We start from the raw sequence: 23,309 nt of genomic DNA, 5'->3' as shown, positions 1-23,309 counted from the left end.
GAATACATGAAACGCCAGACGGTCATGATCGTCGACGATACACCTGCCAACATCGAGATCCTCAGCGAGAGCCTGGGGGATGACTACGAGCTTTTCTTCGCCACCAGCGGAGCCGACGCCCTGGAACTCATCCGTGCGGACAAGCCGGACCTGATCCTGCTCGACATCATGATGCCCGGCATGGACGGCTTCGAGCTCTGTACCATCCTGAAAAGTGACCCCGCCACGCGCGACATCCCGATCATCTTCGTCACCGCCATGATCGAGGAGGAACAGGAGATCAAGGGGCTCGAGCTGGGCGCCATCGACTACCTCACCAAGCCGATCAGCCCGCACATCGTGAGGGCGCGGGTCAAGAACCACCTGGAGCTGAAGCGCTATCGCGACCTCCTGGAGACCCTGGCGAGTGCCGCCGACCGGGCCAAGAAAGAGTTCCTGCGCAGCGTAAGCCACGAACTGCGCACGCCGCTCACCCCGATCATCGGGATGACCGACCTCGTGCTGAACAGCGAGGAGGACGACAACAAGCGCAAGTACTTGGGGATGGTCCAGAAATCGGCCCTGCGCCTTCTGGGTATCGTGGAGGACCTCATCGAGACTAGCAGGCTGGAAGGGGAGGGGGGAGCCCCGGAGAACGCGCCGTTCCAGTTGAAGCCATTTCTGGACACCATCACCATGGAAGCGCGCGCCCTGGCGCAGGCTAAGGGGCTGCAGTGCGCAGTCCTGCTCGACCCGGCACTCCCTGCCGCCGTGGTGAGCGACCAGGGGATGCTGCACAAGGTGCTCAGCATGCTGCTCGGGAACGCGGTCAAGTTCACCAGCGAGGGAGGGGTGGGGCTGGAGGTGCGCGTTCAGGAGACGGCCGGGATCCCGATGCTGCAGTTCTCGGTATCCGACACCGGCGTCGGCATCGATCCCGTGGATCTCGAGCGCATCTTCAGCGACTTCACCCAGTCCGACGGCTCGATCACCCGCTCGTTCCCGGGGCTTGGCCTTGGGCTCACCCTCGCGCGCCGCATGACCGAACTGATGGACGGCAGCATCTGGGCCGAGAACGCGCCCGAGGGGGGCTCCGTCTTCCAACTGCAGATCCCGCTGGTGCTCCCGTAACTGCGCCCTCTTACTGAGCGCCCCGTGCTGCCAATATTCACTTCTCACAAGGTATGATCTTCCCGGATATCGTCCATCTCCCCTCTCCCTCTGGGAGAGGGTCAGGGTGAGGGCATTGGCGCACGCGATTGCCTGCCTGCCGGCATTTCCCTTGACCTGTTTCTTCCCGTTGGGGTATTTTTCTGCCGGAGGTGATCGAAATGACCGTGAACGAAACCATGTATCTGCTGTCGATACCCGGCATGCTGGAGTCCTTGCTGGAGGGAATGGAAACGCCCTTGGAAGAGTGTAGTGACGAGGCCGGCTGGTGAGAAAACACGTCCACGTCACCTGCGCCATCATCGAGCGGGACGGGCTTGTCCTGTCGGCCCGGCGCAGCGCATCCATGAACCTGCCGCTCAGGTGGGAGTTTCCGGGTGGGAAGATCGAGCCCGGGGAAGGGCGGGAGGAATGCCTGAAGCGTGAACTGGTGGAGGAAATGGGGGTGGAGATCGCCGTCGGGCGCCCGCTCACGCCGGTAACCCACAGCTATCCCGCCTTCGATGTGACGCTCTACCCCTACATCTGCAGCATCGTATCCGGTGAAATCACCCTGCACGAACATTCGGCGATGACCTGGCTTCCTCCGGCACGGATGCTGGAACTCGACTGGGCCGACGCCGACCTCCCCATCATCCTTGAGTATCAGGGGCTTTTCTAGATAACCAGCTCCTGGGAGTCCTCGAGAACGTCCAGCAGGTCGTCCATCTCTTCCTGGCTAAGCTGCAGGATCGCCGCCTCGGTTTGCTCGGCGAGGTCGATGTCCGCATCCCGTACCAGCCCGATCCCCTTCATCCGGCACGCCGTGTTCACGAGCCGTACCACGGTCAGCACGATGTCCTGGGTGTCAAAGTTCTCATCGTGGTGATTGGCGACCACGTTGTAATAGACCTTCGGCATGTTCCAGTGCTCCATGAGCCGGCATCCCTGCTCGATGTGCAACTCCTCGAAGATCTCCAGCAACAGGTCCTCTTCCAGCGCCGCCTGTGCCACACCCATCTGGTTCAGCCGCTCCAGCGACTTCAAAAGGTACAGCTTGCCGATGTCGTGCAGAAGTCCCGCCATGTACGCCTGGTCGGCGTGCTGCGGGTACCCGGCCCGGCGCATGAGCCAGCGGCTCCCCAGGGCGCAGGCATGGCTGTGGAGCCAAAGCGACTGCATGAAACTGTTGATCGTGCGGTTATCCGAGGTGTGGAGGCTCGCCTGGGAGGCCGCCATGGCGAGGTTCGTTATCTCCTGCGCCCCGAGCCGCACCGTCGCCTCCTTCACCGTCTCGGCGCGTACCCGTCCGATGTACATCGGGGAGTTCGACATCTTGAGGATCTGGCCGGCGAGCGACTGGTCCTCGTTGACCAGGTCCGTCACCTGGCCCATCGTGAAGTCCGTCGTTTGCAAAAGGTGGACGAGCCTCAGCGCGATGGGGTGGAATACGGGAAGGTCGATCGGCTGATTACCCAGCAGACGCCTGATGGTGAGGGAGAGGGGCATGGTGATTCTCCTTGAACGGTTTACGGGCCGGCGGCCAGTGTAGTTCAGAAAAGACGGTGATACAGTACGAATCGGCAGCAGGCCCCGAAACTTGAGTACGCACCGCAGCATCTCCTCACGGGATGGGCAGGCGAAAAAGTGTTGCCTTACGAAGGCGATTCAGTCAAGTATGGATGCGCAGCTAATCAGGAACACGGAGCAGATATGTCGCTAGATTATAAAGGCAGGAAGATAGCCGTCGCCATGAGCGGCGGGGTGGATTCATCGACGGTCGCCGCCCTTTTGAAAGAGCAGGGTGCGGAGGTGATCGGCATCAACATGAAGCTGTTTCGGCGCGAGGGGGAGGACCCGCAGGCAAAGGGGGACGCCCAGGTGGTCGCCGAGTACCTAGGGATAGAGTTTCACCAGGTGCACCTGGAAGAGGAGTTCGGGCGCCTCATCATGGACGATTTCCGCGCCCAGTACCAGGCGGGGGAGACGCCGAACCCCTGCGTGCGCTGCAACCGTTACGTGAAGTTTGGGCTACTCCTGGACAAGGCGCTTGAGCTTGGCGCCGATTACCTCGCCACCGGCCATTACGTGCGTACCAGTTGCGACGCGGAGGGGACCTACCACCTGCTTAAGGCGCACTACCTTGCAAAGGACCAGTCCTACTTCCTGTACACGCTCACCCAGCGGCAGCTCTCGCACGTCATCTTCCCGCTCGGGGAGATGCCTAGCAAGGATGAGGTGCGACGGCTCGCCGGGGGCTTCGGCATCCCCGTGGCCCAGAAAAGCGACAGCCAGGAGATCTGCTTCGTCCCCGGCGACGACTACGTGGCGTTTCTGGAGCAGGGGGGACGTGTTGCCGGCAAAAAGGGGGACATCGTCCACGTGAACGGGAGCGTGCTCGGGCGTCATAGCGGCACACACCGCTACACCATCGGGCAGCGAAGGGGGCTCGGTATCGGCTGGAAGGAACCGCTCTACGTCGTGGCCATCGACGCGGTCGGGGGTAAGGTGGTGGTGGGGGAGGCGGGTATCCTATACGCCTCCGGGCTCGTAGCCTGCGAGCTGAACTGGGTCGTTCCGGTGCATGGGGAAGAGGTGCAAACCACCTGCAAGATCAGGTATCGCCAGCAGCCGATCGAGTGCAGCGTGAAGCTTCTGGGGGAAGGGCGCGGCGAGGTCCGCTTCACGGAGCCGCAGAAGTCGGTCACCCCGGGGCAGTCCGTGGTCTTTTACCAGGGGGACGAGCTGGTGGGCGGCGGCCGCATCGTCCGCGCCCTCGGCACGGAGGAGTAAGGCACCCTCGCCAATAAAAGCAACAGCCTCAAAGCAAAGGGCGCAGAGGCGGCTCCCGGATTTCGGTCCGGGGAGCTGTCCCTGCGCCCTTGTTTTTTTACCAACCTTTTCTCTTCTATTCCAGCGGCCTGTTGCAGAAGCTGCAGACGTTGAGCCACTTCTGAATCGCCTCGGCCTGCTCCGCCCACTGGTTCCCAAGCCTCAGTTCAAGGAAGGTCGCGAAGACGGAATCGAAGAGCTGGTTTCCCTTCTCCAGGAGGAGCATCCTCTCGAAGAACACCGCCTCGCGCTCCATCGCCTCGTCCACCGTGCTGTCCTTCTCGAGCTTCACCGCGGGGGACTTGAAGGAGGCAAAGTGGAAGAGCTCCCCCTTGAGCGTCAGCTTGTAGTGATCGTCGCCGGTCTCCATGTGGAGGGTCGCCTCGGTGATCTGCTTCTTGTTGAGAAGCGCGCTTCTCACCTCGTTGAAGTGGTCCTGGGGACCCGCCACGGTGATCTTCTGGGCCCCGTTCTCCCCGGAACCCAGGAGCACGACGCGGTCGTCGAGGTAGGCGACGAAGCCCTCCTTGGCGAGGAGCACGCCCGGCTGGTTCACGGTGTACTCGGAGGACTCGTTCATGGTCTGGTACATGAGCCAGAGCATGAAGTCGGCGCCTAGCCACTGGTTCTCCTTGATGAGCTCCAGGTAGTTGTCTCCCCCTGCCTTGTTCGCCTGCTGCAGGAGCGCCTTGTACTGGTCGTCGAGTACGCTCTCGGCACGTGCGTACGGGTGGAACGCGGAGACCCTGAGCCCCTCGAAGGTCTTCTTGAACTGCTCCTCGAAGAGCTCGATCACCTTGGGAGAGAGCGAGCTGAAGGTGAGGATGCCGCTCTTTGTGTCCCAGACCACGTCATAGGTCGCCGGAGTGGGAAGGGTCTGGGAGAGGAGCATGGCGCGCACCGCCTCCTTCAGGTCCTCCCTCTTCTGCTTGGGCACCTTGTTCATGCCGGGGTTTTCCGCCAGGAATTCCTCCTGGGCTCTTTCCAGGTGTGCCTTCAGCACAGCGGAGGGAACGGAGCGCTTGTCGCGGCGCAGGGTGAACATGAAGTAGTGCTCGCGGCAGCAGGCCGCGGGGGAATCGAAATCGTAGACCCTGGGGTCGTCCAGGTGCGCCCAGCCGACCGAGATCTCCTCGCTCCCCTGGTCAATCGGGTTGAACCGGTTCGCCGCCAGCTGCTTGGTGACAAAGTCGTGGAGGTCCTGCTGTTGCGGGATCTCACCCTGAACCTTGAAGTGACAGACGCTTACTGTGTTGGCGAGAATGCCCATCGATGTTTCTCCTTCGGTTTTACGTATTGTTCTTCCGCCTGAGCGGGAGAGCATGGATACACCTTTTTGCCCCCGAGGGGCAAGTTAAAAACGGGACGTCACTTCATCTGCTCGAGCACTTTCCCCTTCTCTTTGGCGTACTCCTCGGCGCTCAGCGCCCCCCTGTCGAACTTGTTCTTGAGCGCCTTCAGCTCGTCCTCCGCGCCCGCCTGGGGCTTCACGCCTGCACCCTTCTGGCCCCGCTCCTTCAAACGGCTCGCTTCGCTCTTGATGTCGACTAAGTCCATCTTCAGTTCGGCATTGCCGTACCAGTGCGTGTACGAGGGGTTCTGATGGTAGGCCCCCTTCACGGTGCGGGCGTAGTCGTACTTCTTCATCTTGAAGAAGAGCCGCTCGATGTGGGAGGTGTCCTCGTAGAGCATCTGGCTGTCGGTCACGAGGCGCGGACCGCTCAAGGGGTGCTGCGGCCGGTTTTCCGGCATGGGATCGAGGAGCCCACGATCGTTTAAGTCCCAGATGATGTGTTCCGCATCCTTCAGGATGGCAAGGCTTTGGCTGCGCACGAGGTCGCCGCGCTCGAGCTCGCGTTTGGCGAAGGCAGGTGCGTGGCAGGCGCTGCAGATGTTCACCATCTCCTTGCGTGCCGGCTCAGCCTTGGCGGCGGAGTAGGGAACGCCGCCCGAATTCATGGTGATGCCGATGGAGACGTTGTGGGTCCCCTTGGGCATGTGGCAGGTCTGGCAGTCTGGCCCCGCCTTGGCACCTGCGCTCACGTTCAGCGTGCCGTGCAGCGAGGTCTGCCACATCTCCCATTGCGGGTGGTCCGGCCCCATATGGCACTTGGCACAGGAGTTTGGATCGCGCACGATCTTCAGGTCGGTCATGTGTTTGGAGTGGCAGGAATCGCAGGCGTCCTCGACGCTGTGGCAGTAGTTGCAGCCGATCTCCCCCATCTCCGGGGACTGCTTCAAAAAGCGCGCGCACTGCACGTCCGAGCGCGGCATCTCGTCGCCCGGTTGATGGCAGAAGCGACATTCGTCTTTCTTGCGGTTCGAAAGCCCCCTGGTGCATCCCCACCCGGAGTGGAGCCCCATGCCGTGCCTGCTTAAGCGATGCTCCTCGTACGCCTTCTTATGACAGGGGGCGCAGACCTTCATGCCGACCTTCGCCTCCCCCCTCACGATCTTGTCGTGGTCGCTGCCGTGGCACTTCTCGCACCCGATACCGGCTTTGGCGTGTGCGCTTCCCTGCCACTGGGCCACCGCGGCCGGAGTCTTCTCGGTGTGGCAGGGGATGCATGGTTCGGCGGCACCCGACAGACGGGGCGCGATGAGTGCAGCGAGGATGGTCGCCGTCAGCATTGCTCGGATCATCATTTACTCTCCTTCTTAAGCTGTTCCCGGTACTCCGCGTCGGTGATGAGCCCCTTGCTGCGCAGGGCGCGCAGTTTGAGCGTCCGCTCCAGGTCACCTGCGAGGGGAGTGGGCTGCTCGTCCTTCAGTCCGGAGACGAGGTACAGCCGCTCCTTGTACATGATGAGCACGCCCGTCCCGTCCGGCAGGAAGATCCCCGCGGCGTTTGGCGGGAAGGTTGCGATTTCCTTGTTCTTATGGAAGAGGTGCCCGCCTAGGAGGAGATAGGCTCCCGAAGGGGAGAGGGCGGGTGCAGCCCCGGAAGCGTTCCAGGTCTCCACTTCTTTTCCGGTGGGGAGCGAGATGCGGCGCCCCGGCAAGCCGCCGAGGACTAGCGACTCTCCGTTGGGAGCGTAGACAACCTTGCCGGCTCCCAGAGGCGCCTCGGCGATGCTGCCGCCGGTGCCCGTCGAAAGGTTCTGGACGTTTACCTTGAGGTACGGGTTGAAAAGCGGCGGGTCCTTCACCGTGGTGTAGGCGATCTCGTCGCGGTACGGCGAGAGTGCCACGATCATCTGGTTGTAAAGCAGCGCTTCGGGCAGACGCGCCACCTTGGGGCGGAGCGTCACATCGCCCAGAAGGGTGATCTCAGGCTTTCCTGCGCCGTCCCAGCGGTACAGACGCGACGCCATCTGGGTTCCGAAGCTGAACTTCTTGACCACGAGGGCGCCTGCCAAGAGCTCCTTTTCCGAGCGCCAGACGAGCGAGGTGACCCGCCCATCGACACGCGTCTCCGCCACGTTGTTCCCGGCGCTGTCCAGGATGCGCAGGACGGTGCTCTCCCCCGGAGCTATCGCCACCGCCAGCCGGTCCCCCGAAGGCGAAAAGCAGAGGAGCTTGGCCGCGGAACCTGCTGCAGCCTTTTCCTCCCCATGCAGGTCGGACAGACGGATCGAGTCGCGGTTGACGCAGGCGACTGCACCTTTCGCGCTGGCATCAAATGGTGACCCGGCGTCGCAGTGGACGAGCGCCTGCACCCGGAAGCCTTCCGGTAGCTGTGCCGGCATGGTGGTGGCGCAGCCGGTAAAAGAGCCCATGGCGATTACGAGCAGCAGGGCTGACAGAGCTTTCTTCATGAATACCTCCGTTCGGCGAGGCGTCAGTGTACTCGTTTTATCCGTCCAAAACAACACGCAAAGGCTGCGCAGAAAGGGTGCCCGTGTATACTGGATTACCGCGTGCAGCCGCCACCGGCGCCGCTGCCGGGCTCGCCTTGCAGAGAACCAGGTGAAAGTAAAACTGCTCTTCCCGCATACGGTGGCCCCTGGAGTCCCTTCTCCACGAAGCGCAGTACGAGGCCCAGCGTCCCCCCCTTTGCGAAGGGGGAACAGGGGGGATTTGCCTTGCTCCGTCCCCACGACAACCGGAAAGGAACAACCCGATGCACGTAACCCTGCTGCAAATGAGACTCCTCCTCCCTAGCCGCACCTTGAAGGAGAAGCGCGCCATCGTGAAGAGCGTGCTGTCACGGTCGCGTAACCGCTTCAACGTCGCCTGCACGGAGAGCGCGCTGCACGACCAGCCCGCCGACGCGGAACTCTGCTTCGTCACCGTGGCGGCAAGCCCGATGCGCGCGAGGCAACTGCTGCAGGAGCTGGAATCCTGGCTCGTTTCGGAGCGCCCGGATGTGGAGATAACCGATGTCCAGCTCGAGGAGCTCTAGGAAAATTGCGGACTTCCCCGCTGCCTTAAAATGTGTTAGCTTCCGCTTTTATTGAATCCGCTTTATCGGGGTGACCGGGCATGGCGCAAGACGACCTGAACAGACTGACCATAGACAAGAAACGCTATACTCCCGGCGGCGCCAGAACCCGGCGCCCGCGCATCGTTGCAGCCGTGGTGCTCATCGCCCTTCTCCTGGGACTTTGGACCTTTATCTCCAGGCGCAGCGTCGAGGTTGAGGTCGCCACCGTTTCCCTCATCTACCCTTCCCAGACCTTTTCCCTCTTGAACGCAAGCGGCTACGTCGTGGCACAGCGAAAGGCCGCCGTCGCCTCCAAGGCGACCGGGCGCCTCGAATGGCTCGGCGTGGAGGAGGGGAGCGTGGTGCGTGCGGGACAGCTGATCGCCCGCCTGGAGAACCGGGACGTTGCCGCGGTGAAGGGAGAGGCCTCGGCAGCCGTCTCCGTGGCGCAGGACAACCTGGAGCAGGCCGGGGTGGAACAAAAGGACGCCGCCCGGGCGCTTTCCCGCGCAAAAGAACTGGTGGGGCAGGGGATCATCGCCCAGGCCGATTACGACACGGCGGAAGCCCGCTACCAGCGCGCCGTGGCCGCCGTGGCCGCGGCGCGCGCCAACGTGAGGCAGGCGCAAAGCGCCCTCAAGGGGGCCGATGCCTCCCTTGACTACACCCTGATCCGCGCCCCCTTCGACGGCGTGGTCCTCACCAAGAACGCCGACGTCGGCGACATCGTTTCCCCCCTTGCCGCCGCTGCCAACGCGAAGGCCGCCGTGGTCACCATGGCCGACATGGGCTCGCTGCAGGTGGAGGCCGACGTTTCCGAGGCGAACCTTGCCAGGGTGAAGGTGGGACAGCCGTGCGAGATCCTTCTCGATGCCCTTCCCGACGTCCGTTTCCGCGGTGCGCTCTACACCATCGTCCCGACCGCGGACCGCAGCAAGGGGAGCGTCATGGTCAAAGTCCGCTTCCTGGACAAAGACCCGCGCATCCTCCCTGAGATGAGCGCCAAGGTCGCCTTTTTGGAGCGCGAGCTGCGGGCGGGTGAGGGGACGCCGCGTGTGGGTCTCCCTCCCGCGGCTGTCGTACACCGCGACGGCAAGGATTACGTCTTCAAGGTGGCGAAGGACCGGGCGCAGCTCACCCCGGTTACCCTGGGGGGGAAACTGGGTGACCTGGTGCAGGTCGATTCCGGCGTGAAGGCGGGGGACCGCATCGCCACGAAGCCCCTGGACAAGCTGCGCGACGGCAGCCGCGTGAAGACGGCGGAAAAGTAACATGGCGCAAACGACCGAGCCCATCGTCAGGATCAGGAACCTCTCCAAGTCCTACCGCCGCGGCACCCAAATCATCCCGGTCCTCTCCGGCATCAGCTTCGACATCGCGAGGGGCGAATTCGTCGCCCTTATGGGGCCGTCCGGCTCCGGCAAGAGCACCCTCTTGAACATGATCGCCGGGATCGACAGTGCCGACGAGGGGGAGATCGAGATCGGCGGCGTGGAGATCACCCGTCTAGGTGAGAGCGATCTTGCCCGCTGGCGCGCCGTCAGCGTTGGCTTCATTTTCCAGTTCTACAACCTGATCCCCGTCCTGACCGCCTTCGAGAACGTGGAACTCCCCCTTTTGCTCACCCACCTGAACCGGCGCGAACGCCGTGAACACGTGGAAGCGGTGCTGAACGTCGTGGGGCTTGCCGACCGGATGGACCACTACCCCTCCCAGCTCTCCGGCGGGCAGCAGCAGCGCGTCGCCATCGCCCGCGCCATCGTCACCGATCCGGAAATCCTCGTGGCGGACGAGCCGACCGGCGACCTCGACCGCGCCTCCGCGGAAGAGATCCTCCAACTCATGGACCGCCTGGTACACGAGTTCGGCAAGACCGTTATCATGGTGACCCATGACCCCCGCGCCGCGGAGAAGGCCCATCTCGTACGGCACCTGGAGAAGGGCGAGCTGAGCGTGACCTAGATGGGCATTCCATACTCCTACAGCTTCCGAAACCTCTGGACCCGGCGGCTCACCACGGTCCTCACCGCGAGCGGCATGGGGCTCGTCGTCTTCGTCTTCGCCGCGACCCTTATGCTCACCGAGGGGTTGCAAAAGACCCTGGTGCAGACCGGCTCGCCGGACAACGTCATGCTTTTGCGCAAGTCGTCCAACTCCGAGGTGCAAAGCGCGGTGGAACGGGACCAGGCGGCGCTTCTGGAGAGCCAGCCGGAGGTCGCCGTGGGGGAGGACGGCGAGCCGCTTCTCGCCAAGGAGCTGGTGGTTCTCATCAACCTGAAGAAACGGGTGACCGACACGCCGTCCAACGTCATCATCAGGGGGATCACGCCAGCTTCCCTCAAGCTGCGGCCGGCGGTCCGGCTGAAGGAGGGGCGCATGCCGAGGCCCGGCTCCGCTGAGGTGGTGACCGGGGAGGGCGTGGCGCGCCGCTTCAAAGGGTGCGGACTTGGCGAGACGCTGCGCTTTGCCATGCGCGACTGGCGCGTCGTGGGGGTGTTCGATGCCGGGGCGACCGGCTTCTCCTCGGAGATCTGGGGCGATCGCGACCAGATGATGCAGGCCTTCAGGCGGCCGGTGTACTCCTCGATCATCTTCAGGCTGCGCGACACCACCTCTTTCGACGCCTACAAGGCGCGCGTGGAGGGGGACCCGCGCCTCACCGTGGAGGCGAAGCGGGAGACCCGGTACTACCTGGACCAGTCCGAGGCGATGGCGAAGTTTCTACGCATCCTCGGGATGGTGCTCACCGTGGTTTTCTCCATCGGCGCGGTGATCGGCGCCACCATCACCATGTACGCCGCGGTCGCCAACCGGGTGACCGAGATCGGCACCCTGAGGGCGCTCGGCTTCCAGAGAAAGAGCATCCTCTCCGCCTTCGTCATCGAATCGCTCCTTTTGGGCGTGTGCGGCGGCATCCTCGGCATCTTCGGAGCCTCGTTCATGCAGCTCATCACCATCTCAACCATGAACTGGGCCTCGTTCTCCGAGCTCGCCTTTTCCTTTACGCTAAACTTCAGCATCATCTGGAAGTCGCTTCTCTTTTCCGCCGTGATGGGGCTCGTTGGGGGTGCTCTCCCGGCTTTCCGTGCCTCGCGCATGAAGATAGTGGAGGCGCTTCGCGCCACATGAGGTTTCGATGTTCATCCTGAAATACATCCTCAGGAATCTTTTCCGGCACAGGCTCCGCTCCGTACTCACCGTCGTCGGAGTGGCGGTGGCGGTGCTCGCCTACGGCCTTTTGACGACCCTGGTCGGTCTTTGGTACTCAGGCGCCGAGCATGCCTCGGACACGAGGCTCATCACCCGCAATGCGATCTCGCTTGTCTTCCCGCTCCCCATCTCCTACCTGGAGCGGATCCGCGGCGTGCCCGGGGTCACCACGGCCTCCTATGGCAACTGGTTCGGCGCTTATTACAAGGAGCAGAAGAACTTCTTCGCCAACTACGCCATCGAACCGCGCAGCTACTTAGAGCTCTACCCTGAGTTCATCCTCTCTCCCAAGGAGAAAAACGACTTTCTCCTCGACCGCAAGGGGTGCATCGTCGGGGAGCGCCTGGCCCGGACCTACGGCTGGAAGGTAGGGGACCTGATCACCCTGAAAGGGACCATCTACCCGGGGGACTGGGAGTTCGTGCTGCGCGGCATTTACCACGGCAAGGAGAAGGCGACCGAGGAGCGCATCTTCCTTTTCCACTGGACCTACCTGAACGAGACCATGCGCCGGAGCGTACCCAGGCGCGCCGATCAGGTGGGCTATTTCGTCGTCGGCGTGAAAAACCCCGGACTTGCCCCCGATGTGGCGCTCGCCGTGGACTCCATGTTCAAGAATTCCCTGGCCGAGACCCTGACCGAGACGGAGAAGGCCTTCCATATGAGCTTCGTCTCGATGACCGAGGCGATCATGGTCGCGATCCAGATCGTCTCGTACATGGTGATCGCTATCATCATGGTGGTCGCGGCCAACACCATGGCCATGACGGCACGCGAAAGGATCGGCGAGTACGCGACCCTGAAAACGCTGGGGTTCAAGGGGGGGCACCTGGCTGGGCTCATCTTCGGGGAATCGGTCGCCATATCCTTTCTGGGCGGGCTCCTGGGCGTTGCCTTGACCTTCCCTGCCGCACACTGGATCGAGACCGAGCTCGCCCAGTACTTTCCCTACTTCACCGTCTCCCCGAAGACCCTGCTCTTCGAGCTTTTGGCGGCGCTCTCGGTAGGTGTCGTCTCCGGCATCTTCCCCACCTGGCGCGGCGCCACCATCCGCATCGCCGACGGCCTGAAGCGGATCGGGTGAATGGCTCTGACGCAAAGACGCCAAGGCGCAAAGGCGTAAAGAAGAAACCAAACTCTTGTATTTTCGATGAAAACCCAGTATAAGACCCCCCTGCCTTTGGTTTTTTAACCATTCCTTTGTTTGCTTTGCGTCTTTGCGGCTCTGCGCCTTTGCGTTAAAGCCTCTCGCCTTGACGCCTTTATTTTTTCAGGAGGCTCCCCTTGAGATTTTTCCGCATGCCCAAGGACCGCATCGTCCTGCTTTTGCTCGTGGTTTCCCTTGTCCTTTACCTGGCGGATTATTTCGCGTTCGGCCGCCTGCAGGAGATCGGCTTCGGGTTCATGTCGAACGTCGCCTTCCTGCCGGTCTACGTCCTCTTCGTCACCCTGATGATCGAGCGGGTGCTGAAGGAGCGCGAACGCGAGGCGATGATCAAGAAGCTCAACATGGTGATCGGCATCTTTTTCAGCGAGGTGGGTACGCCGCTTCTGAAGGATCTGCAGGCCTTTTATCAGGACGGGGAGGAGCTCTCCAGGAATCTCAGGGTCAACGTGCGCTGGAAGAATGATGATTACCGCTCTGCCCGTCTTTTCCTCGACACGCACGACGTACGTCCCGACTCCCGCGTCGGCGACCTCGCCGCTTTGAAGGACTTTCTTGCCGAGAAGAAGGGGGTGATGCTGTCACTCATGGAAAACCCGAACCTCCTCGAGCACAATTCCTTCACGGACCTGCTCTGGGCCGTCTTCCACCTGATCGAGGAACTTCAGGCGCGCCATTCGCTCTCAGGCCTCCCCGCAAGCGACATGGATCACCTAAGCGGCGACATGAAACGCGCCCACACCTACCTGCTCATCGAGTGGCTCTCCTATATGGCGCACCTGCAGAAGGACTACCCGTACCTCTTCTCGCTGGCGGTCCGCATGAACCCGATGAACCCTGAGGCGCGCGCCGAGGTCTCATAGTAAACAGAAAAAAGTTGCATCTTTGCGACGGGTATCTTATAAGTATCAGCTCCGCAAAGTGCCACCATCCCTCCTGAAAGGCGACCCAAGGCTTTGAAAGAAAAGCAGACTCTGGCAAAACTCCGTCAGGACATAGATGCGGTTGACGACCGCATCCTAGAACTTCTGAACGAGCGGGCAAGGCTCGTGATGCAGGTCGGCGCGGTGAAGACCGAGAACCGCAGCGACTTCCACGTTCCCAGCCGCGAGAGGGAGATCTACGACCGGCTCACCGCGGAGAACCCGGGACCCTTCCCGTCCGAGGCGGTGCGCGGTGTGTTCCGCGAGATCATCTCCGCTTCGCTTGCCCTGGAGAAGCCGCTCAAGGTCGCCTTCCTGGGGCCCAACGCCACCTTCAGCCACCTGGCCTCCATGCAGCATTTCGGACTCTCCGCCTCGCTTTCGCCGGAGCGCTCCATCCCCGCCGTCTTCGAGGCGGTTGAGAAGGGTGAGGCGTACTACGGCGTGGTCCCGGTGGAGAACACCACCGAAGGGATGATTTCGCACACGCTCGACATGTTCATGGAGAGCGAGCTGAAGATCAACGCGGAGGTGCTCCTCGAAGTTTCCCACTTCCTGCTCTCCCGCACCGGGCGCTTCGAGGACATAAAGAAGGTCTACTCGCACCCGCAGCCCTTGGCCCAGTGCCGCAAGTGGCTCGCCGAGAACCTCCCCAACGTGCCGCTTGTGGATGTCGCCTCGACGACACTCGCGGCGCAGATCGTCGCCGAGGACTACACCGCTGCGGCCATTGCCAGCGAGTACGCCTCGTCGATCTACAACCTGAAGATCGTCAAGGCGCGCATCGAGGACCAGGTGAACAACTTCACCCGGTTCCTGGTCGTCGGACGGAAGATGGCCGAACGTTGCGGCGACGACAAAACCTCGCTCATGTTCTCGGTCCGCGATGAGGCCGGCATCCTGCACCGCATGCTGGAGCCGTTCGCCAAGCGCAACATAAACCTCTCCAAGATCGAGTCGCGTCCGCTGAAGAGGAAGGCGTGGGAGTACATCTTCTACCTCGACCTCACCGGGCACATCGACGATCCGGAAGTGGCCGAGGCGGTGAAGGAACTCGCCACCTGCTGCCAGTTCGTGAAGGTGCTGGGCTCCTACCCCCGGGCACGCCAATGAGGGAGTCCTAGCATGGTCTACTTCAAGAAGATGGCCGTGATCGGCGTCGGTCTGATCGGCGGTTCGCTCGCACGCGTCCTGCGTGAGAAGAAGGCCGTGGGTGAGGTGGTCGGCATCGGCCGCGGCGAGGCGAACCTGAAGCGCGGCGTCGAGCTGGGCGTTTTAGACAGTTACACCACCGATGCGAAAAAGGGAGTCGAAGGGGCCGACCTGGTCTTTATCGCGACACCGGTTTGCAGTATTCCGCAGGTGGTGGCCGAGATCGCGCCGCATCTCTCGAAGGGATGCATCGTGACCGACGGCGGGAGCGTGAAAGAGTACGTCGTCGCGGCATGCGAGCCGCTCATGCCGGAAGGAACCTGGTTCGTTGGCGGGCATCCCATAGCCGGTACCGAGCACTCCGGTGTAGAGGCGTCCTTCTCCACTTTGTACCAGGGGAGGCGATGCATCGTTACCCCGACCGGGAACACGGATCCGGCCGCCCTGGAGAAGGTGGTCGAGCTCTGGAAGGTGGCCGGTTCAAACGTGCCGCTCATGGATCCGGTGCAGCACGACCTGGTCGTGGCTGCGATCTCGCATCTCCCTCACATGGTCGCCTACTCGCTGGTCAATGCCGTTGACGGTTACGACCGATTCGGCGGCGATCTGCTCTCCTTTTCCGCCGGCGGGTTCAGGGATTTCACAAGGATTGCCTCTTCCGATCCGGTGATGTGGCGTGACATCGCGCTTACCAACAAGGAGGCGATTCTGGAGATGATGGATTTCTTTTCCGGGTACCTGGAGAAGCTGCGCGGCCTGGTCGCCGCCGAAGATGCCGAAGGGCTGCGGACTTTCTTCCTGAACTCCAAGCAGAAGCGGGACGCGATTCTGTAACAGCCGCCGCAGCCGCAGCCAGCAGCCAGCAACCACAGCCAGCAGCTGCAGCCAGCAGCCGCAGTCCGACCAGTCCGACCAGTCCGACCAGTCCGACAAAAAATTGTGAAAGCCGCACCGAGGTGCTTCATGCAAAGCTATACCGTTGAACCCGCCACCGGCATCCGCGGCGAAATCCGTGTCCCCGGGGACAAGTCCATTTCGCACCGCTCCATCATGTTCGGCTCCATAGCGAGCGGGATCACCCGGGTCTCCGGCTTCCTGCGCGGCGAGGATGCCCTGGCGACCCTGGAGGCGTTTCGCGCCATGGGGGTGCAAATCGACGATGACGGCGAGACGGTCACCATCCACGGCAAAGGTCTGCACGGCCTGGAAGAGCCGGGCGACGTGCTGGATTGCGGCAACTCCGGCACCTCCATGCGCCTTCTTACCGGCCTTCTTGCCGGCCAAAACTTCTTCTCGGTTCTCTCCGGCGACAAGTACCTGCGCGCCCGCCCGATGAAGCGCGTGGTGGGCCCCTTGGGCCGGATGGGCGCCCGCATCAGCGGACGCGCCGGCGGCGAAAAGGCGCCTCTTGCCATCCAGGGGGGAAAGCTCACCGGGATCGAGTATGACTCCCCGGTCTCCAGCGCCCAGGTGAAGTCGGCCATCATGCTCGCAGGCCTGTACGCGGACGGCGAGACCGTGGTGCGCGAACCGCACCTCTCCCGTGACCACTCGGAACGCATGCTGCGCGCCTTCGGCGCCAGGGTCGAGACCTTCCCCGGCGGCGTGCGGGTCTTCGGCGGCCCCGAGCTTACCGGACGCGATATCGTGGTCCCCGGTGACATCTCCTCGGCAGCCTTCTTCATGGTGGCCGCGCTAATCGTGCCGGGCTCCGAGCTCCTGATCCGCGGCGTCGGCGTAAACCCGACCCGAACCGGCATCCTCGACATCCTGAAGGGGATGGGGGGAGACATCGAGCTTTTGAACGAGCGCGAGGAGTCCGGTGAACCTGTGGCGGACCTCCTGGTGCGCTCCTCGAAGCTTAAGGCGATGGAGATCTCAGGTGAGGTGGTGCCGCGCGCTATCGATGAGTTCCCCTCCATCTGCGTCGCGGCAGCGCTCGCCGAAGGGACCACCGTCGTTAGGGACGCCTCCGAGCTGAGGGTGAAGGAAACCGATCGCATCGCCGCCATGGCGGACAACCTGAGACGCGCCGGGGTCACCGTGACGGAGACGCCTGAAGGCATGGAAATAACCGGCGTCACCTCGCTGAAGGGGTGTGCGGCGGACAGCTTCGGAGACCACAGGATAGCCATGTCCATGACGGTGGCTGGTCTTACCGCAAAAGGGAATACCACGATCTCCGACGTCGAGTGCATCGCCACATCCTTTCCCGGCTTCCGCGAACTCCTCGAGGGGGTAGTAAGGCGTTGAGCGACACAGTAAGAGAAAACGGAGTAATCGTAGCGATAGATGGCCCCTCCGGGGCCGGGAAGAGCAGTCTCACCAAGCTCCTGGCAAGGCGGCTCGGATACATTCACATAGACACCGGAGCCATGTTCCGCGCCGTTGCACTGATGGCCAAGCGGGCGGGTATCGCCGCGGACGACGACGCGGGACTTGCCGAACTCTGCCGCACCCTTGAAATCACCTTCGTGCGGGACGGCGAAGCGTGCCGCGTCCTTGCAAACGGTGAGGACGTCTCCAGGGAGATCCGCACCGAGGAGATCGGCCTTTTGACCTCTGCCGTATCGGCCAGAAAGCCTGTGCGCGCGGCGCTTTTGACCATGCAGCGTGCCATGGGCGCCAAGGGGGGAGTGATTCTCGAAGGGCGTGACATCGGCACGGTGGTCTTCCCTGACGCCGAGGTGAAGTTCTTCCTCTCCGCCAGCGCCGAAGAGCGCGGCAGGCGCCGCTACCTCGAGCTTGCCGCTCGGGGTGACAGCGCCACCCTCGAAGAGACCATCGCCAAGGTGATCCAGCGCGACCGGCAGGACGAGGGGCGCGAACACGCGCCGCTCAAGCAGGCCGCCGACGCACTCCCCATCGACTCGACCAGCCTCTCCATCGACGAGGTGCTCGCGGTCATGGAGAGAGCGGTGCGCGAACGCATTGCCAAGGGGGAGAAGGGGTAAAGCATGGAAGTCATACTCGCAAAACACGCAGGGTTCTGCTTCGGTGTCAAAAGGGCAACGCATCTCGCCTTCGACGCCGCCGACCGCGGCGGTGACACCTACACCTTGGGGCCCATCATCCATTCGCCGCAGGTCGTGCAGCGGCTCGAAGAGATGGGGGTCAAGTCGGTGGAGAGCGTCGAGGAGGTCGAAAACGGCGGCACCATCATCATCCGATCCCACGGCGTCGCCTCGAGCGAGCTCGAGGCCGCGGAGAAGGCTGAACTCGAGGTGGTGGACGCAACCTGCCCGTTCGTCAAGAAGGCTCAGGAGCACGTGGCGACCCTTTCCAATGAGGGGTACGACGTGATCGTCGTGGGGGACGCCGTGCACCCAGAGGTGCAGGGGATCGTCTCGTACGCGACGGGTCGGGTCTACGTGGTCAGCACCGGCAAGGAAGTCGACCGTCTGCCGCGCATGGCCAAGATGGGGGTGGTGGCGCAAACGACCCAGTCCTTCGAGCACCTGAACGACGTCGTTGCCGCCTGTCTGGCAAGGGGTGGGGAGACCCGCGTCTACAACACCATCTGTGATGCCACCGCGGTGCGCCAGTACGAGACCAAGAAGCTTGCCGGGGAGGTCGATTGCATGGTCGTGATCGGCGGTTTCAACAGTGCAAACACGAAACGCCTGGCCCAGATCTGCCGGGAACTCCTGCCGCGCACGCACCATATCGAAACCGCCGGACAGATCGATCCAGCCTGGTTCGAGGGGGTGAATCGCGTGGGGGTAACGGCGGGCGCTTCGACGCCGAAGTGGTTGATCGATGAAGTGATAGCTCGCATTTCGGCCATCGACCAAGATAAAATAGGTTGATATTTTTGACCGATGTGCTAGATTAGCTCGATTTTATACGGAGATTACACGAGGGGGTACAGTTTTCGATGGGTGAAGAAAAACGCAGCTTCAAGAAAAAAGATATGCCGATTAGGCGGTTACACGATAATGACGAGGAGCTGGACCAGGCCGAAGGTGGCGAGTTTGCCGACCTTTTCCAGGACAGCCTGAGGCAGCCGCAGAGCGGCGAAGTGGTCAAGGCCGTCGTGGTCCAGATCGAGCAGGACGTGGTGCTGGTCGATGTCGGCTACAAGTCCGAGGGTGCCATCCGCATCGCCGAGTTCATCGACGAGAACGGCGACCTGACCGTCAAGGTCGGCGACGAGGTGAACGTCTACTTCGAGCGCGGTGAGAACATCCGCGGCCACATGGTCCTTTCCAAGAAGAAGGCCGATTCCCAGGTCGCCTGGGAAACCATCGCCGCAGCCGGCGAGGGTGGCGTAATCGAGGGCAAGATCACCGGCAAGGTGAAAGGCGGCATGACCGTAGACGTCGGCGTCGAGGCGTTCCTCCCGGCATCGCAGGTTGACCTGCGTCCTGGCGGCAACATGGACCGCTTCATCGGCCAGACCTACCAGTTCCGCATCCTCAAGCTGAACAGAAAGCGCGGCAACCTCGTGCTTTCCCGCCGCGTACTTCTCGAGGAGGAGCGTGACAAGGCAAGGACCGAGACCCTCGCGACCCTGAAAGAAGGCGACATCGTGAACGGCCAGGTGAAGAACATCGCCGAGTACGGCGCGTTCGTCGACCTGGGCGGCGTTGACGGTCTCCTCCACGTCACCGACATGTCCTGGGGCAGGCTCGGTCACCCCTCCGAGATGGTGAAGGTGGGCGACACCGTGAAGGTGATGGTCCTCAAGTACGACCGCGAGAAAGGGAAGATCTCCCTGGGCCTCAAGCAGACCGTGCCCGATCCGTGGCTCAACGTGGGCGAGCGTTACAGGGAAGGCGAGCGCGTCAGCGGCAAGGTCGTGAGCCTCACCGACTACGGCGCATTCATCTCCCTCGAGGACGGCATCGAAGGCCTGGTGCACGTCTCCGAGATGTCCTGGACCCGCCGTGTGCGTCATCCGTCCGAAATCCTCAAGGTAGGTGAGGACGTCGAGGCGGTGATCCTCGGGGTCGATCCTGGCAACCGCAGGATCTCCCTGGGCATCAAGCAGACCGAAGTGAACCCCTGGACCGTGATCGGCGAGCGTTACCCGGTCGGTACCAAGATCGAAGGCCAGATCAAGAACATCACCGACTTCGGTGTCTTCATCGGCATCGAAGACGGCATCGACGGCCTGGTCCACGTCTCCGACATCTCCTGGACCCGCCGCGTGAAGCACCCGGGCGAGCTCTTCTCCAAAGGGCAGACCGTTCAGGCCGTCGTTCTCAACATCGACGTCGAGAACGAGCGTCTCTCCCTTGGCATCAAGCAACTGGTTCCGGATCCGTGGGAAGAGATCCCCAGGAAGTACAAGCCGGGCTCCAAGGTCAACGGCAAAGTGACCTCCGTGACCGACTTCGGCATCTTCGTCGAGATCGAGGAAGGGATCGAAGGTCTGATCCATGTTTCCGAGATCTCCTACGAGAAAGTTGCTTCCCCGAAAGACTTCGCCAACGTGGGCGATGAGCTCGAGGCGGCCGTCCTGAACGTGGACATGGTCGAGAAGAAGATCGCCCTCTCCATCAAGGCGCTGCAGACCGCGATGGAAAAAGCCGAGATGGCTTCCTACATGGGTAGCCAGGGCGAGGCAACCTCCAGCTTTGGTGATCTCCTCAAGGAGAAGCTGAAGAAGAGCACTGAAGAATAGACCAGTCACTTCGCCGACTGAGTAATCTAATAGTTTTTTGACTGAGGTGTTTAAATGACAAAGAGCGAACTGATCGACAAACTGGTGGAAGTGCGTGGTGCCCTCACCCGCAAAGATTCCGAAGCAGTAGTCTCCATGGTATTCGACGCCATGAGCGAGGCCCTCACCAAGGGGGACAAGGTAGAGATTCGTGGCTTTGGTAGCTTCACCATCCGTGACCGCGAGCCGCGCGAGGCCAGAAACCCGAAGAGCGGCGAGATCGTCAGCATTCCGAGCAAGAAAACCCCGTTCTTCAAGACCGGGAAGGACCTGCGCGAGCGCGTGAACAACATCTAGCAGCAAGTTGAACGGGAATCGGCCCGGATGGCGGAATTGGTAGACGCAAGGGACTTAAAATCCCTCGTTCGCAAGGACGTGCCGGTTCGACCCCGGCTCCGGGCACCACGCATACCCGAAAGTTGAACACGAAGAGGGGCCGCTAAAGCGGCCCCTTTTTTTTTCAGTGCTGTCCCCGATGGGAACGACAGCCTCAGCCTAGGCGATGGAAGAAACGGTCATGGAAAAAGGTGCGCAGATGATGGTCAAGGGGTGCGATCCCGGTGGGTGTCAGGCTCTTTGCTGCTATGACGGCGTTTATCTCCTGCCTGGGGAGGCTGAGCTGATCCGCGCCGTGGTGCAGAGATACCCCGAGCACTTCCCGAACCTCCCTGAGGATTTCATCGTCAACGGCGCATGGCCGGATGGGACCGAGGGGGTAAAGAACGCAACGCGTCCATTTGCCTTTTCGATAGACGATTTCCCGCCCCACTTCAACCAAACCAAGTGCGTTTTCGCCACCGCGGATCACATGTGCCTGCTGCAGGCGCTGGCCGTCGAACTCGGCGTCCACAAGTGGACTTTCAAACCGACCGCCTGCTGGCTCTTCCCGCTTACTATCGAGGTGGGAGAACTGGCTCCCCCTCCCATGCTCGGCGAACCCGATCCCGACTACGTCGATGCATCCTACCCAGGCTACGTCACCTTCGTTCCCTGCGGTAAATTCACTCCGGGTGGAGAACCCTGGCAGGAGGCGTTCGCCGAGGAGATCGCCTTCTTCGAAACGGTCGACCAGCTCCCGCTCTGGGCCAACCGCGGCCTCTCCCTGGAGGAGATCATCGAGCGCGCAAAGCCGTAGTTCAACTTTTCCCCCCTTGCCTCAACCGCCGTGCCCCTCCGTGCCGCGCGTTTTCCAGATCGAGTATGCAAACCCGCCTGCAAGCAGCCCCACCGTGATCGCCAGCGACCACGATGCCGGGAACTTTTCCCACCCCATCAGATTGGAGATGAACACCTTGGAGCCTATGAAGATGAGGACCAGGGAAAGTGCGTACTTAAGGTAGGCAAAGCGCGCCATCATGGCTGCCAGGGCAAAGTAAAGGGCGCGCAGCCCGAGAATCGCGAAGATGTTGGAGGTGTAGACGATGTACGGATCGGTGGTGATGGCAAATATCGCGGGGACGCTGTCTACGGCGAAGATCACGTCGGCGATCTCGATCATGAGCAGGGTGAGGAATAACGGCGTGAAATAGGTGACCGCCTTTCCCGACCTGGGATCTGGGAGGCGCACGGTGAAATCCTGCCCGTTAATGGAATCGGTCACGCGCAGGTGTCGCCGCAGCCACCTGAGCAAGGGATTGCCCGCCAGATCCGTTTCTTCCTGGTGCGTCAGGAATGCGATCTTTCCCCCGAGCAAGGCCGACGCCGCGGTGAGCAGGTAGACCGAGGTCTGGACCGTGACCCCTTCGCCGTTTTCCGCCATGCCGACATAGGCGGCGAAGCCTAGGGCGGCAGAAACTAGTGCCCAGGCAATGGCGGCAACTGGACGTGCGCCGCGGAACGACCCGAGCACCGCCTGCGCTCCCTCGGTCAGCACCAACAGCTTGTATCCGGTCAGCAGCAGAAACAGCGCGAAGATGTAAAGCACCCACCCAAACTGGGAGACGAGGGTGGCTCCAAGCGCTATCATGATGGCGCGCAGGATGATGACCCCCAGGATGCCCCAAAAGAGCACTCGATGCTGGTATTTCCGGGGCACGGCGAAGAAGGAGAAGATCATGGCGATGACGAAGATATTGTCCATCGCCAGCGATTTCTCGACGACGAACCCCGTCAGGTATTCTAGTGCCGGCTCCCTTCCCATCTCGAACCAGATCCACCCACCGAAGGCGAGTGCGATGGTTATGTAGAACGAGGAAAGCAGCAGACTCTCCTTCACGCCAATCTCATGCTGGTCCTTGTGTAGCACTCCAAGGTCGAGTACCAGCAGTACGAGCACCACAGCAACAAAGACAAGCCACATCCAGATCGGTTTGCCCAAGAATATAGTCGCAAGAAGTAGTTCCATGGCATGTCACCCCACTCAAGAATAGCGGCCGCGCCGGTCGCCTTTGACCGGTACCGGGATGGGGACCGGCGGCCGCACGACGGGTAACAATGAGTCCAACCACTCACGGATGCGATCCCCTATCTTCGTACCTGTGTCTTTCATCGACCTCTTCATTTTTACTCCTCCGTCGGCATGTCTCTGCCGTGGCATAAAAAAAAGACCTTTACCCGGGCATGTGCCTGGATAAAGGTCTTGTTGGCGTTCTGCTGCTCCGGGTCCCGGGCCTTAGGCCGTATTGACGAGAACCGGATCGGTCTTTTCCGGTGACCGATAACTACTCCCCTTTATTTACTGCCAATGTAATAAATGACCGTTTGTCATGTCAACGGAAATCGGTTTATGACTCAGCAACCTGCCCCGAGCATACCGGCACAGGTGGAGTGCAATCTGTTTCACCTGTACGACGCCTCTTTGCACCCCTTCGGGCCGTGGTAAAGCGGTAACTGCGCGTAACTACGTGTTCAGGAACGGGCCATCTC

22 protein-coding genes and 1 tRNA gene are annotated in these 23,309 nt (G+C 61.9%); 18 read left to right on the top strand and 5 right to left on the bottom strand.

All coding sequences use genetic code 11. The features are described 5' to 3' along the window. The first annotated feature begins 6 nt into the window (after positions 1 to 6). Together E8K79_RS10090 and E8K79_RS10080 are read left to right on the top strand one after the other, a co-directional pair. On the top strand, positions 7 to 1,110 hold the full coding sequence (locus E8K79_RS10090) for a hybrid sensor histidine kinase/response regulator (protein WP_135870592.1): 1,104 nt from the start codon (positions 7 to 9) through the stop codon (positions 1,108 to 1,110). Between the two features lie 307 nt (positions 1,111 to 1,417). After that, complete coding sequence (locus tag E8K79_RS10080; RefSeq protein WP_246043790.1) at positions 1,418 to 1,810, top strand: (deoxy)nucleoside triphosphate pyrophosphohydrolase; 393 nt, start codon at positions 1,418 to 1,420, stop codon at positions 1,808 to 1,810. Here E8K79_RS10080 and E8K79_RS10075 read toward each other — a convergent pair. Further along, entirely contained in the window at positions 1,807 to 2,637 is an 831-nt protein-coding gene (locus tag E8K79_RS10075; RefSeq protein ID WP_136514634.1) for an HDOD domain-containing protein, read from the bottom strand. The genes E8K79_RS10080 and E8K79_RS10075 overlap by 4 nt on opposite strands. 204 nt (positions 2,638 to 2,841) lie before the next feature. Between E8K79_RS10075 and mnmA the strand changes: the two genes are divergently transcribed. Further along, complete coding sequence (mnmA, locus tag E8K79_RS10070) at positions 2,842 to 3,921, top strand: tRNA 2-thiouridine(34) synthase MnmA (protein WP_136514633.1); 1,080 nt, start codon at positions 2,842 to 2,844, stop codon at positions 3,919 to 3,921. 115 nt (positions 3,922 to 4,036) lie between these two features. Here mnmA and rdgC read toward each other — a convergent pair whose 3' ends face one another. The 3 genes from rdgC to E8K79_RS10055 all read right to left on the bottom strand — a co-directional run bounded on the left by rdgC (position 4,037) and on the right by E8K79_RS10055 (position 7,718). Continuing rightward, positions 4,037 to 5,230, bottom strand: a complete 1,194-nt coding sequence (rdgC, locus tag E8K79_RS10065; protein WP_136514632.1) for a recombination-associated protein RdgC — start codon at positions 5,228 to 5,230, stop codon at positions 4,037 to 4,039. A gap of 98 nt (positions 5,231 to 5,328) precedes the next feature. Next, a complete protein-coding gene (locus E8K79_RS10060; protein WP_246043789.1) occupies positions 5,329 to 6,606 on the bottom strand; it encodes a multiheme c-type cytochrome in 1,278 nt (425 codons plus the stop codon). After that, positions 6,603 to 7,718 (bottom strand): hypothetical protein, encoded by a 1,116-nt coding sequence (locus tag E8K79_RS10055; RefSeq protein ID WP_136514631.1) that lies wholly within the window; start codon positions 7,716 to 7,718, stop codon positions 6,603 to 6,605. The genes E8K79_RS10060 and E8K79_RS10055 overlap by 4 nt, the downstream gene beginning before the upstream one ends. A 305-nt stretch (positions 7,719 to 8,023) precedes the next feature. Here E8K79_RS10055 and E8K79_RS10050 point away from each other — a divergent pair, with 305 nt between their 5' ends. From E8K79_RS10050 to E8K79_RS09980, 15 genes are all read left to right on the top strand, one after another. After that, positions 8,024 to 8,305 (top strand): DUF503 domain-containing protein, encoded by a 282-nt coding sequence (locus E8K79_RS10050; protein WP_136514630.1) that lies wholly within the window; start codon positions 8,024 to 8,026, stop codon positions 8,303 to 8,305. 80 nt (positions 8,306 to 8,385) lie between these two features. Beyond that, on the top strand, positions 8,386 to 9,597 hold the full coding sequence (locus E8K79_RS10045; protein WP_136514629.1) for an efflux RND transporter periplasmic adaptor subunit: 1,212 nt from the start codon (positions 8,386 to 8,388) through the stop codon (positions 9,595 to 9,597). Position 9,598: 1 nt separating this feature from the next. After that, a complete protein-coding gene (locus E8K79_RS10040) occupies positions 9,599 to 10,288 on the top strand; it encodes an ABC transporter ATP-binding protein (RefSeq protein WP_136514628.1) in 690 nt (229 codons plus the stop codon). Further along, a complete protein-coding gene (locus E8K79_RS10035) occupies positions 10,289 to 11,455 on the top strand; it encodes an ABC transporter permease (RefSeq protein WP_136514627.1) in 1,167 nt (388 codons plus the stop codon). A 7-nt stretch (positions 11,456 to 11,462) separates the two neighbouring features. Then, entirely contained in the window at positions 11,463 to 12,620 is a 1,158-nt protein-coding gene (locus E8K79_RS10030) for an ABC transporter permease (protein WP_136514626.1), read from the top strand. Positions 12,621 to 12,820: 200 nt separating this feature from the next. After that, on the top strand, positions 12,821 to 13,564 hold the full coding sequence (locus E8K79_RS10025) for a hypothetical protein (protein ID WP_135870603.1): 744 nt from the start codon (positions 12,821 to 12,823) through the stop codon (positions 13,562 to 13,564). A 93-nt stretch (positions 13,565 to 13,657) separates the two neighbouring features. After that, a complete protein-coding gene (pheA, locus tag E8K79_RS10020) occupies positions 13,658 to 14,737 on the top strand; it encodes a prephenate dehydratase (protein ID WP_136514625.1) in 1,080 nt (359 codons plus the stop codon). Between the two features lie 12 nt (positions 14,738 to 14,749). Beyond that, entirely contained in the window at positions 14,750 to 15,610 is an 861-nt protein-coding gene (locus E8K79_RS10015; protein ID WP_135870605.1) for a prephenate dehydrogenase, read from the top strand. Between the two features lie 129 nt (positions 15,611 to 15,739). Beyond that, complete coding sequence (aroA, locus tag E8K79_RS10010) at positions 15,740 to 17,029, top strand: 3-phosphoshikimate 1-carboxyvinyltransferase (protein ID WP_136514624.1); 1,290 nt, start codon at positions 15,740 to 15,742, stop codon at positions 17,027 to 17,029. Beyond that, positions 17,026 to 17,730, top strand: coding sequence for a (d)CMP kinase (gene cmk / locus E8K79_RS10005; RefSeq protein WP_136514623.1), 705 nt, complete (start codon positions 17,026 to 17,028; stop codon positions 17,728 to 17,730). The genes aroA and cmk overlap by 4 nt, the downstream gene beginning before the upstream one ends. Positions 17,731 to 17,733: 3 nt before the next feature. Further along, entirely contained in the window at positions 17,734 to 18,585 is an 852-nt protein-coding gene (ispH, locus tag E8K79_RS10000) for a 4-hydroxy-3-methylbut-2-enyl diphosphate reductase (protein WP_135870608.1), read from the top strand. A gap of 68 nt (positions 18,586 to 18,653) precedes the next feature. Beyond that, the gene (locus E8K79_RS09995) at positions 18,654 to 20,405 is read left to right on the top strand and encodes a 30S ribosomal protein S1 (RefSeq protein ID WP_136514622.1); all 1,752 of its coding nucleotides are present in this window, start codon (positions 18,654 to 18,656) and stop codon (positions 20,403 to 20,405) included. Between the two features lie 54 nt (positions 20,406 to 20,459). Further along, complete coding sequence (locus tag E8K79_RS09990; protein WP_135870610.1) at positions 20,460 to 20,741, top strand: integration host factor subunit beta; 282 nt, start codon at positions 20,460 to 20,462, stop codon at positions 20,739 to 20,741. Positions 20,742 to 20,762: 21 nt separating this feature from the next. Next, a tRNA-Leu gene (locus tag E8K79_RS09985) sits at positions 20,763 to 20,849 on the top strand. 112 nt (positions 20,850 to 20,961) lie between these two features. Then, positions 20,962 to 21,579 (top strand): hypothetical protein, encoded by a 618-nt coding sequence (locus E8K79_RS09980; protein ID WP_162604645.1) that lies wholly within the window; start codon positions 20,962 to 20,964, stop codon positions 21,577 to 21,579. Between the two features lie 21 nt (positions 21,580 to 21,600). Here E8K79_RS09980 and E8K79_RS09975 read toward each other — a convergent pair whose 3' ends face one another. Beyond that, positions 21,601 to 22,788, bottom strand: a complete 1,188-nt coding sequence (locus tag E8K79_RS09975; protein ID WP_136514620.1) for a TerC family protein — start codon at positions 22,786 to 22,788, stop codon at positions 21,601 to 21,603. Positions 22,789 to 23,309 lie beyond the last annotated feature (521 nt).

Source organism: Geomonas edaphica, from assembly GCF_004917075.1.
In the GTDB taxonomy this organism is placed as follows: domain Bacteria; phylum Desulfobacterota; class Desulfuromonadia; order Geobacterales; family Geobacteraceae; genus Geomonas; species Geomonas edaphica.
The sequence above is the reverse complement of the archived record's forward strand: the minus strand, read 5'-3'. Positions and strand labels throughout refer to the sequence as shown.

Excerpts from the sequence above, each read along its gene's own strand:
- E8K79_RS09990 (WP_135870610.1), top strand. The coding sequence starts at position 20,460 with ATGACAAAGAGCGAACTGATCGACAAACTGGTGGAAGTGCGTGGTGCC.
- aroA (WP_136514624.1), top strand. The coding sequence starts at position 15,740 with ATGCAAAGCTATACCGTTGAACCCGCCACCGGCATCCGCGGCGAAATC.
- E8K79_RS10040 (WP_136514628.1), top strand. The coding sequence starts at position 9,599 with ATGGCGCAAACGACCGAGCCCATCGTCAGGATCAGGAACCTCTCCAAG.
- E8K79_RS10030 (WP_136514626.1), top strand. The coding sequence starts at position 11,463 with ATGTTCATCCTGAAATACATCCTCAGGAATCTTTTCCGGCACAGGCTC.
- E8K79_RS09975 (WP_136514620.1), bottom strand. The coding sequence starts at position 22,788 with ATGGAACTACTTCTTGCGACTATATTCTTGGGCAAACCGATCTGGATG.
- E8K79_RS10075 (WP_136514634.1), bottom strand. The coding sequence starts at position 2,637 with ATGCCCCTCTCCCTCACCATCAGGCGTCTGCTGGGTAATCAGCCGATC.
- E8K79_RS10045 (WP_136514629.1), top strand. The coding sequence starts at position 8,386 with ATGGCGCAAGACGACCTGAACAGACTGACCATAGACAAGAAACGCTAT.
- mnmA (WP_136514633.1), top strand. The coding sequence starts at position 2,842 with ATGTCGCTAGATTATAAAGGCAGGAAGATAGCCGTCGCCATGAGCGGC.
- E8K79_RS10015 (WP_135870605.1), top strand. The coding sequence starts at position 14,750 with ATGGTCTACTTCAAGAAGATGGCCGTGATCGGCGTCGGTCTGATCGGC.
- E8K79_RS10050 (WP_136514630.1), top strand. The coding sequence starts at position 8,024 with ATGCACGTAACCCTGCTGCAAATGAGACTCCTCCTCCCTAGCCGCACC.
- E8K79_RS09980 (WP_162604645.1), top strand. The coding sequence starts at position 20,962 with ATGGAAAAAGGTGCGCAGATGATGGTCAAGGGGTGCGATCCCGGTGGG.
- rdgC (WP_136514632.1), bottom strand. The coding sequence starts at position 5,230 with ATGGGCATTCTCGCCAACACAGTAAGCGTCTGTCACTTCAAGGTTCAG.
- E8K79_RS10055 (WP_136514631.1), bottom strand. The coding sequence starts at position 7,718 with ATGAAGAAAGCTCTGTCAGCCCTGCTGCTCGTAATCGCCATGGGCTCT.
- E8K79_RS10090 (WP_135870592.1), top strand. The coding sequence starts at position 7 with ATGAAACGCCAGACGGTCATGATCGTCGACGATACACCTGCCAACATC.
- ispH (WP_135870608.1), top strand. The coding sequence starts at position 17,734 with ATGGAAGTCATACTCGCAAAACACGCAGGGTTCTGCTTCGGTGTCAAA.
- E8K79_RS10060 (WP_246043789.1), bottom strand. The coding sequence starts at position 6,606 with ATGATGATCCGAGCAATGCTGACGGCGACCATCCTCGCTGCACTCATC.
- E8K79_RS10035 (WP_136514627.1), top strand. The coding sequence starts at position 10,289 with ATGGGCATTCCATACTCCTACAGCTTCCGAAACCTCTGGACCCGGCGG.
- E8K79_RS09995 (WP_136514622.1), top strand. The coding sequence starts at position 18,654 with ATGGGTGAAGAAAAACGCAGCTTCAAGAAAAAAGATATGCCGATTAGG.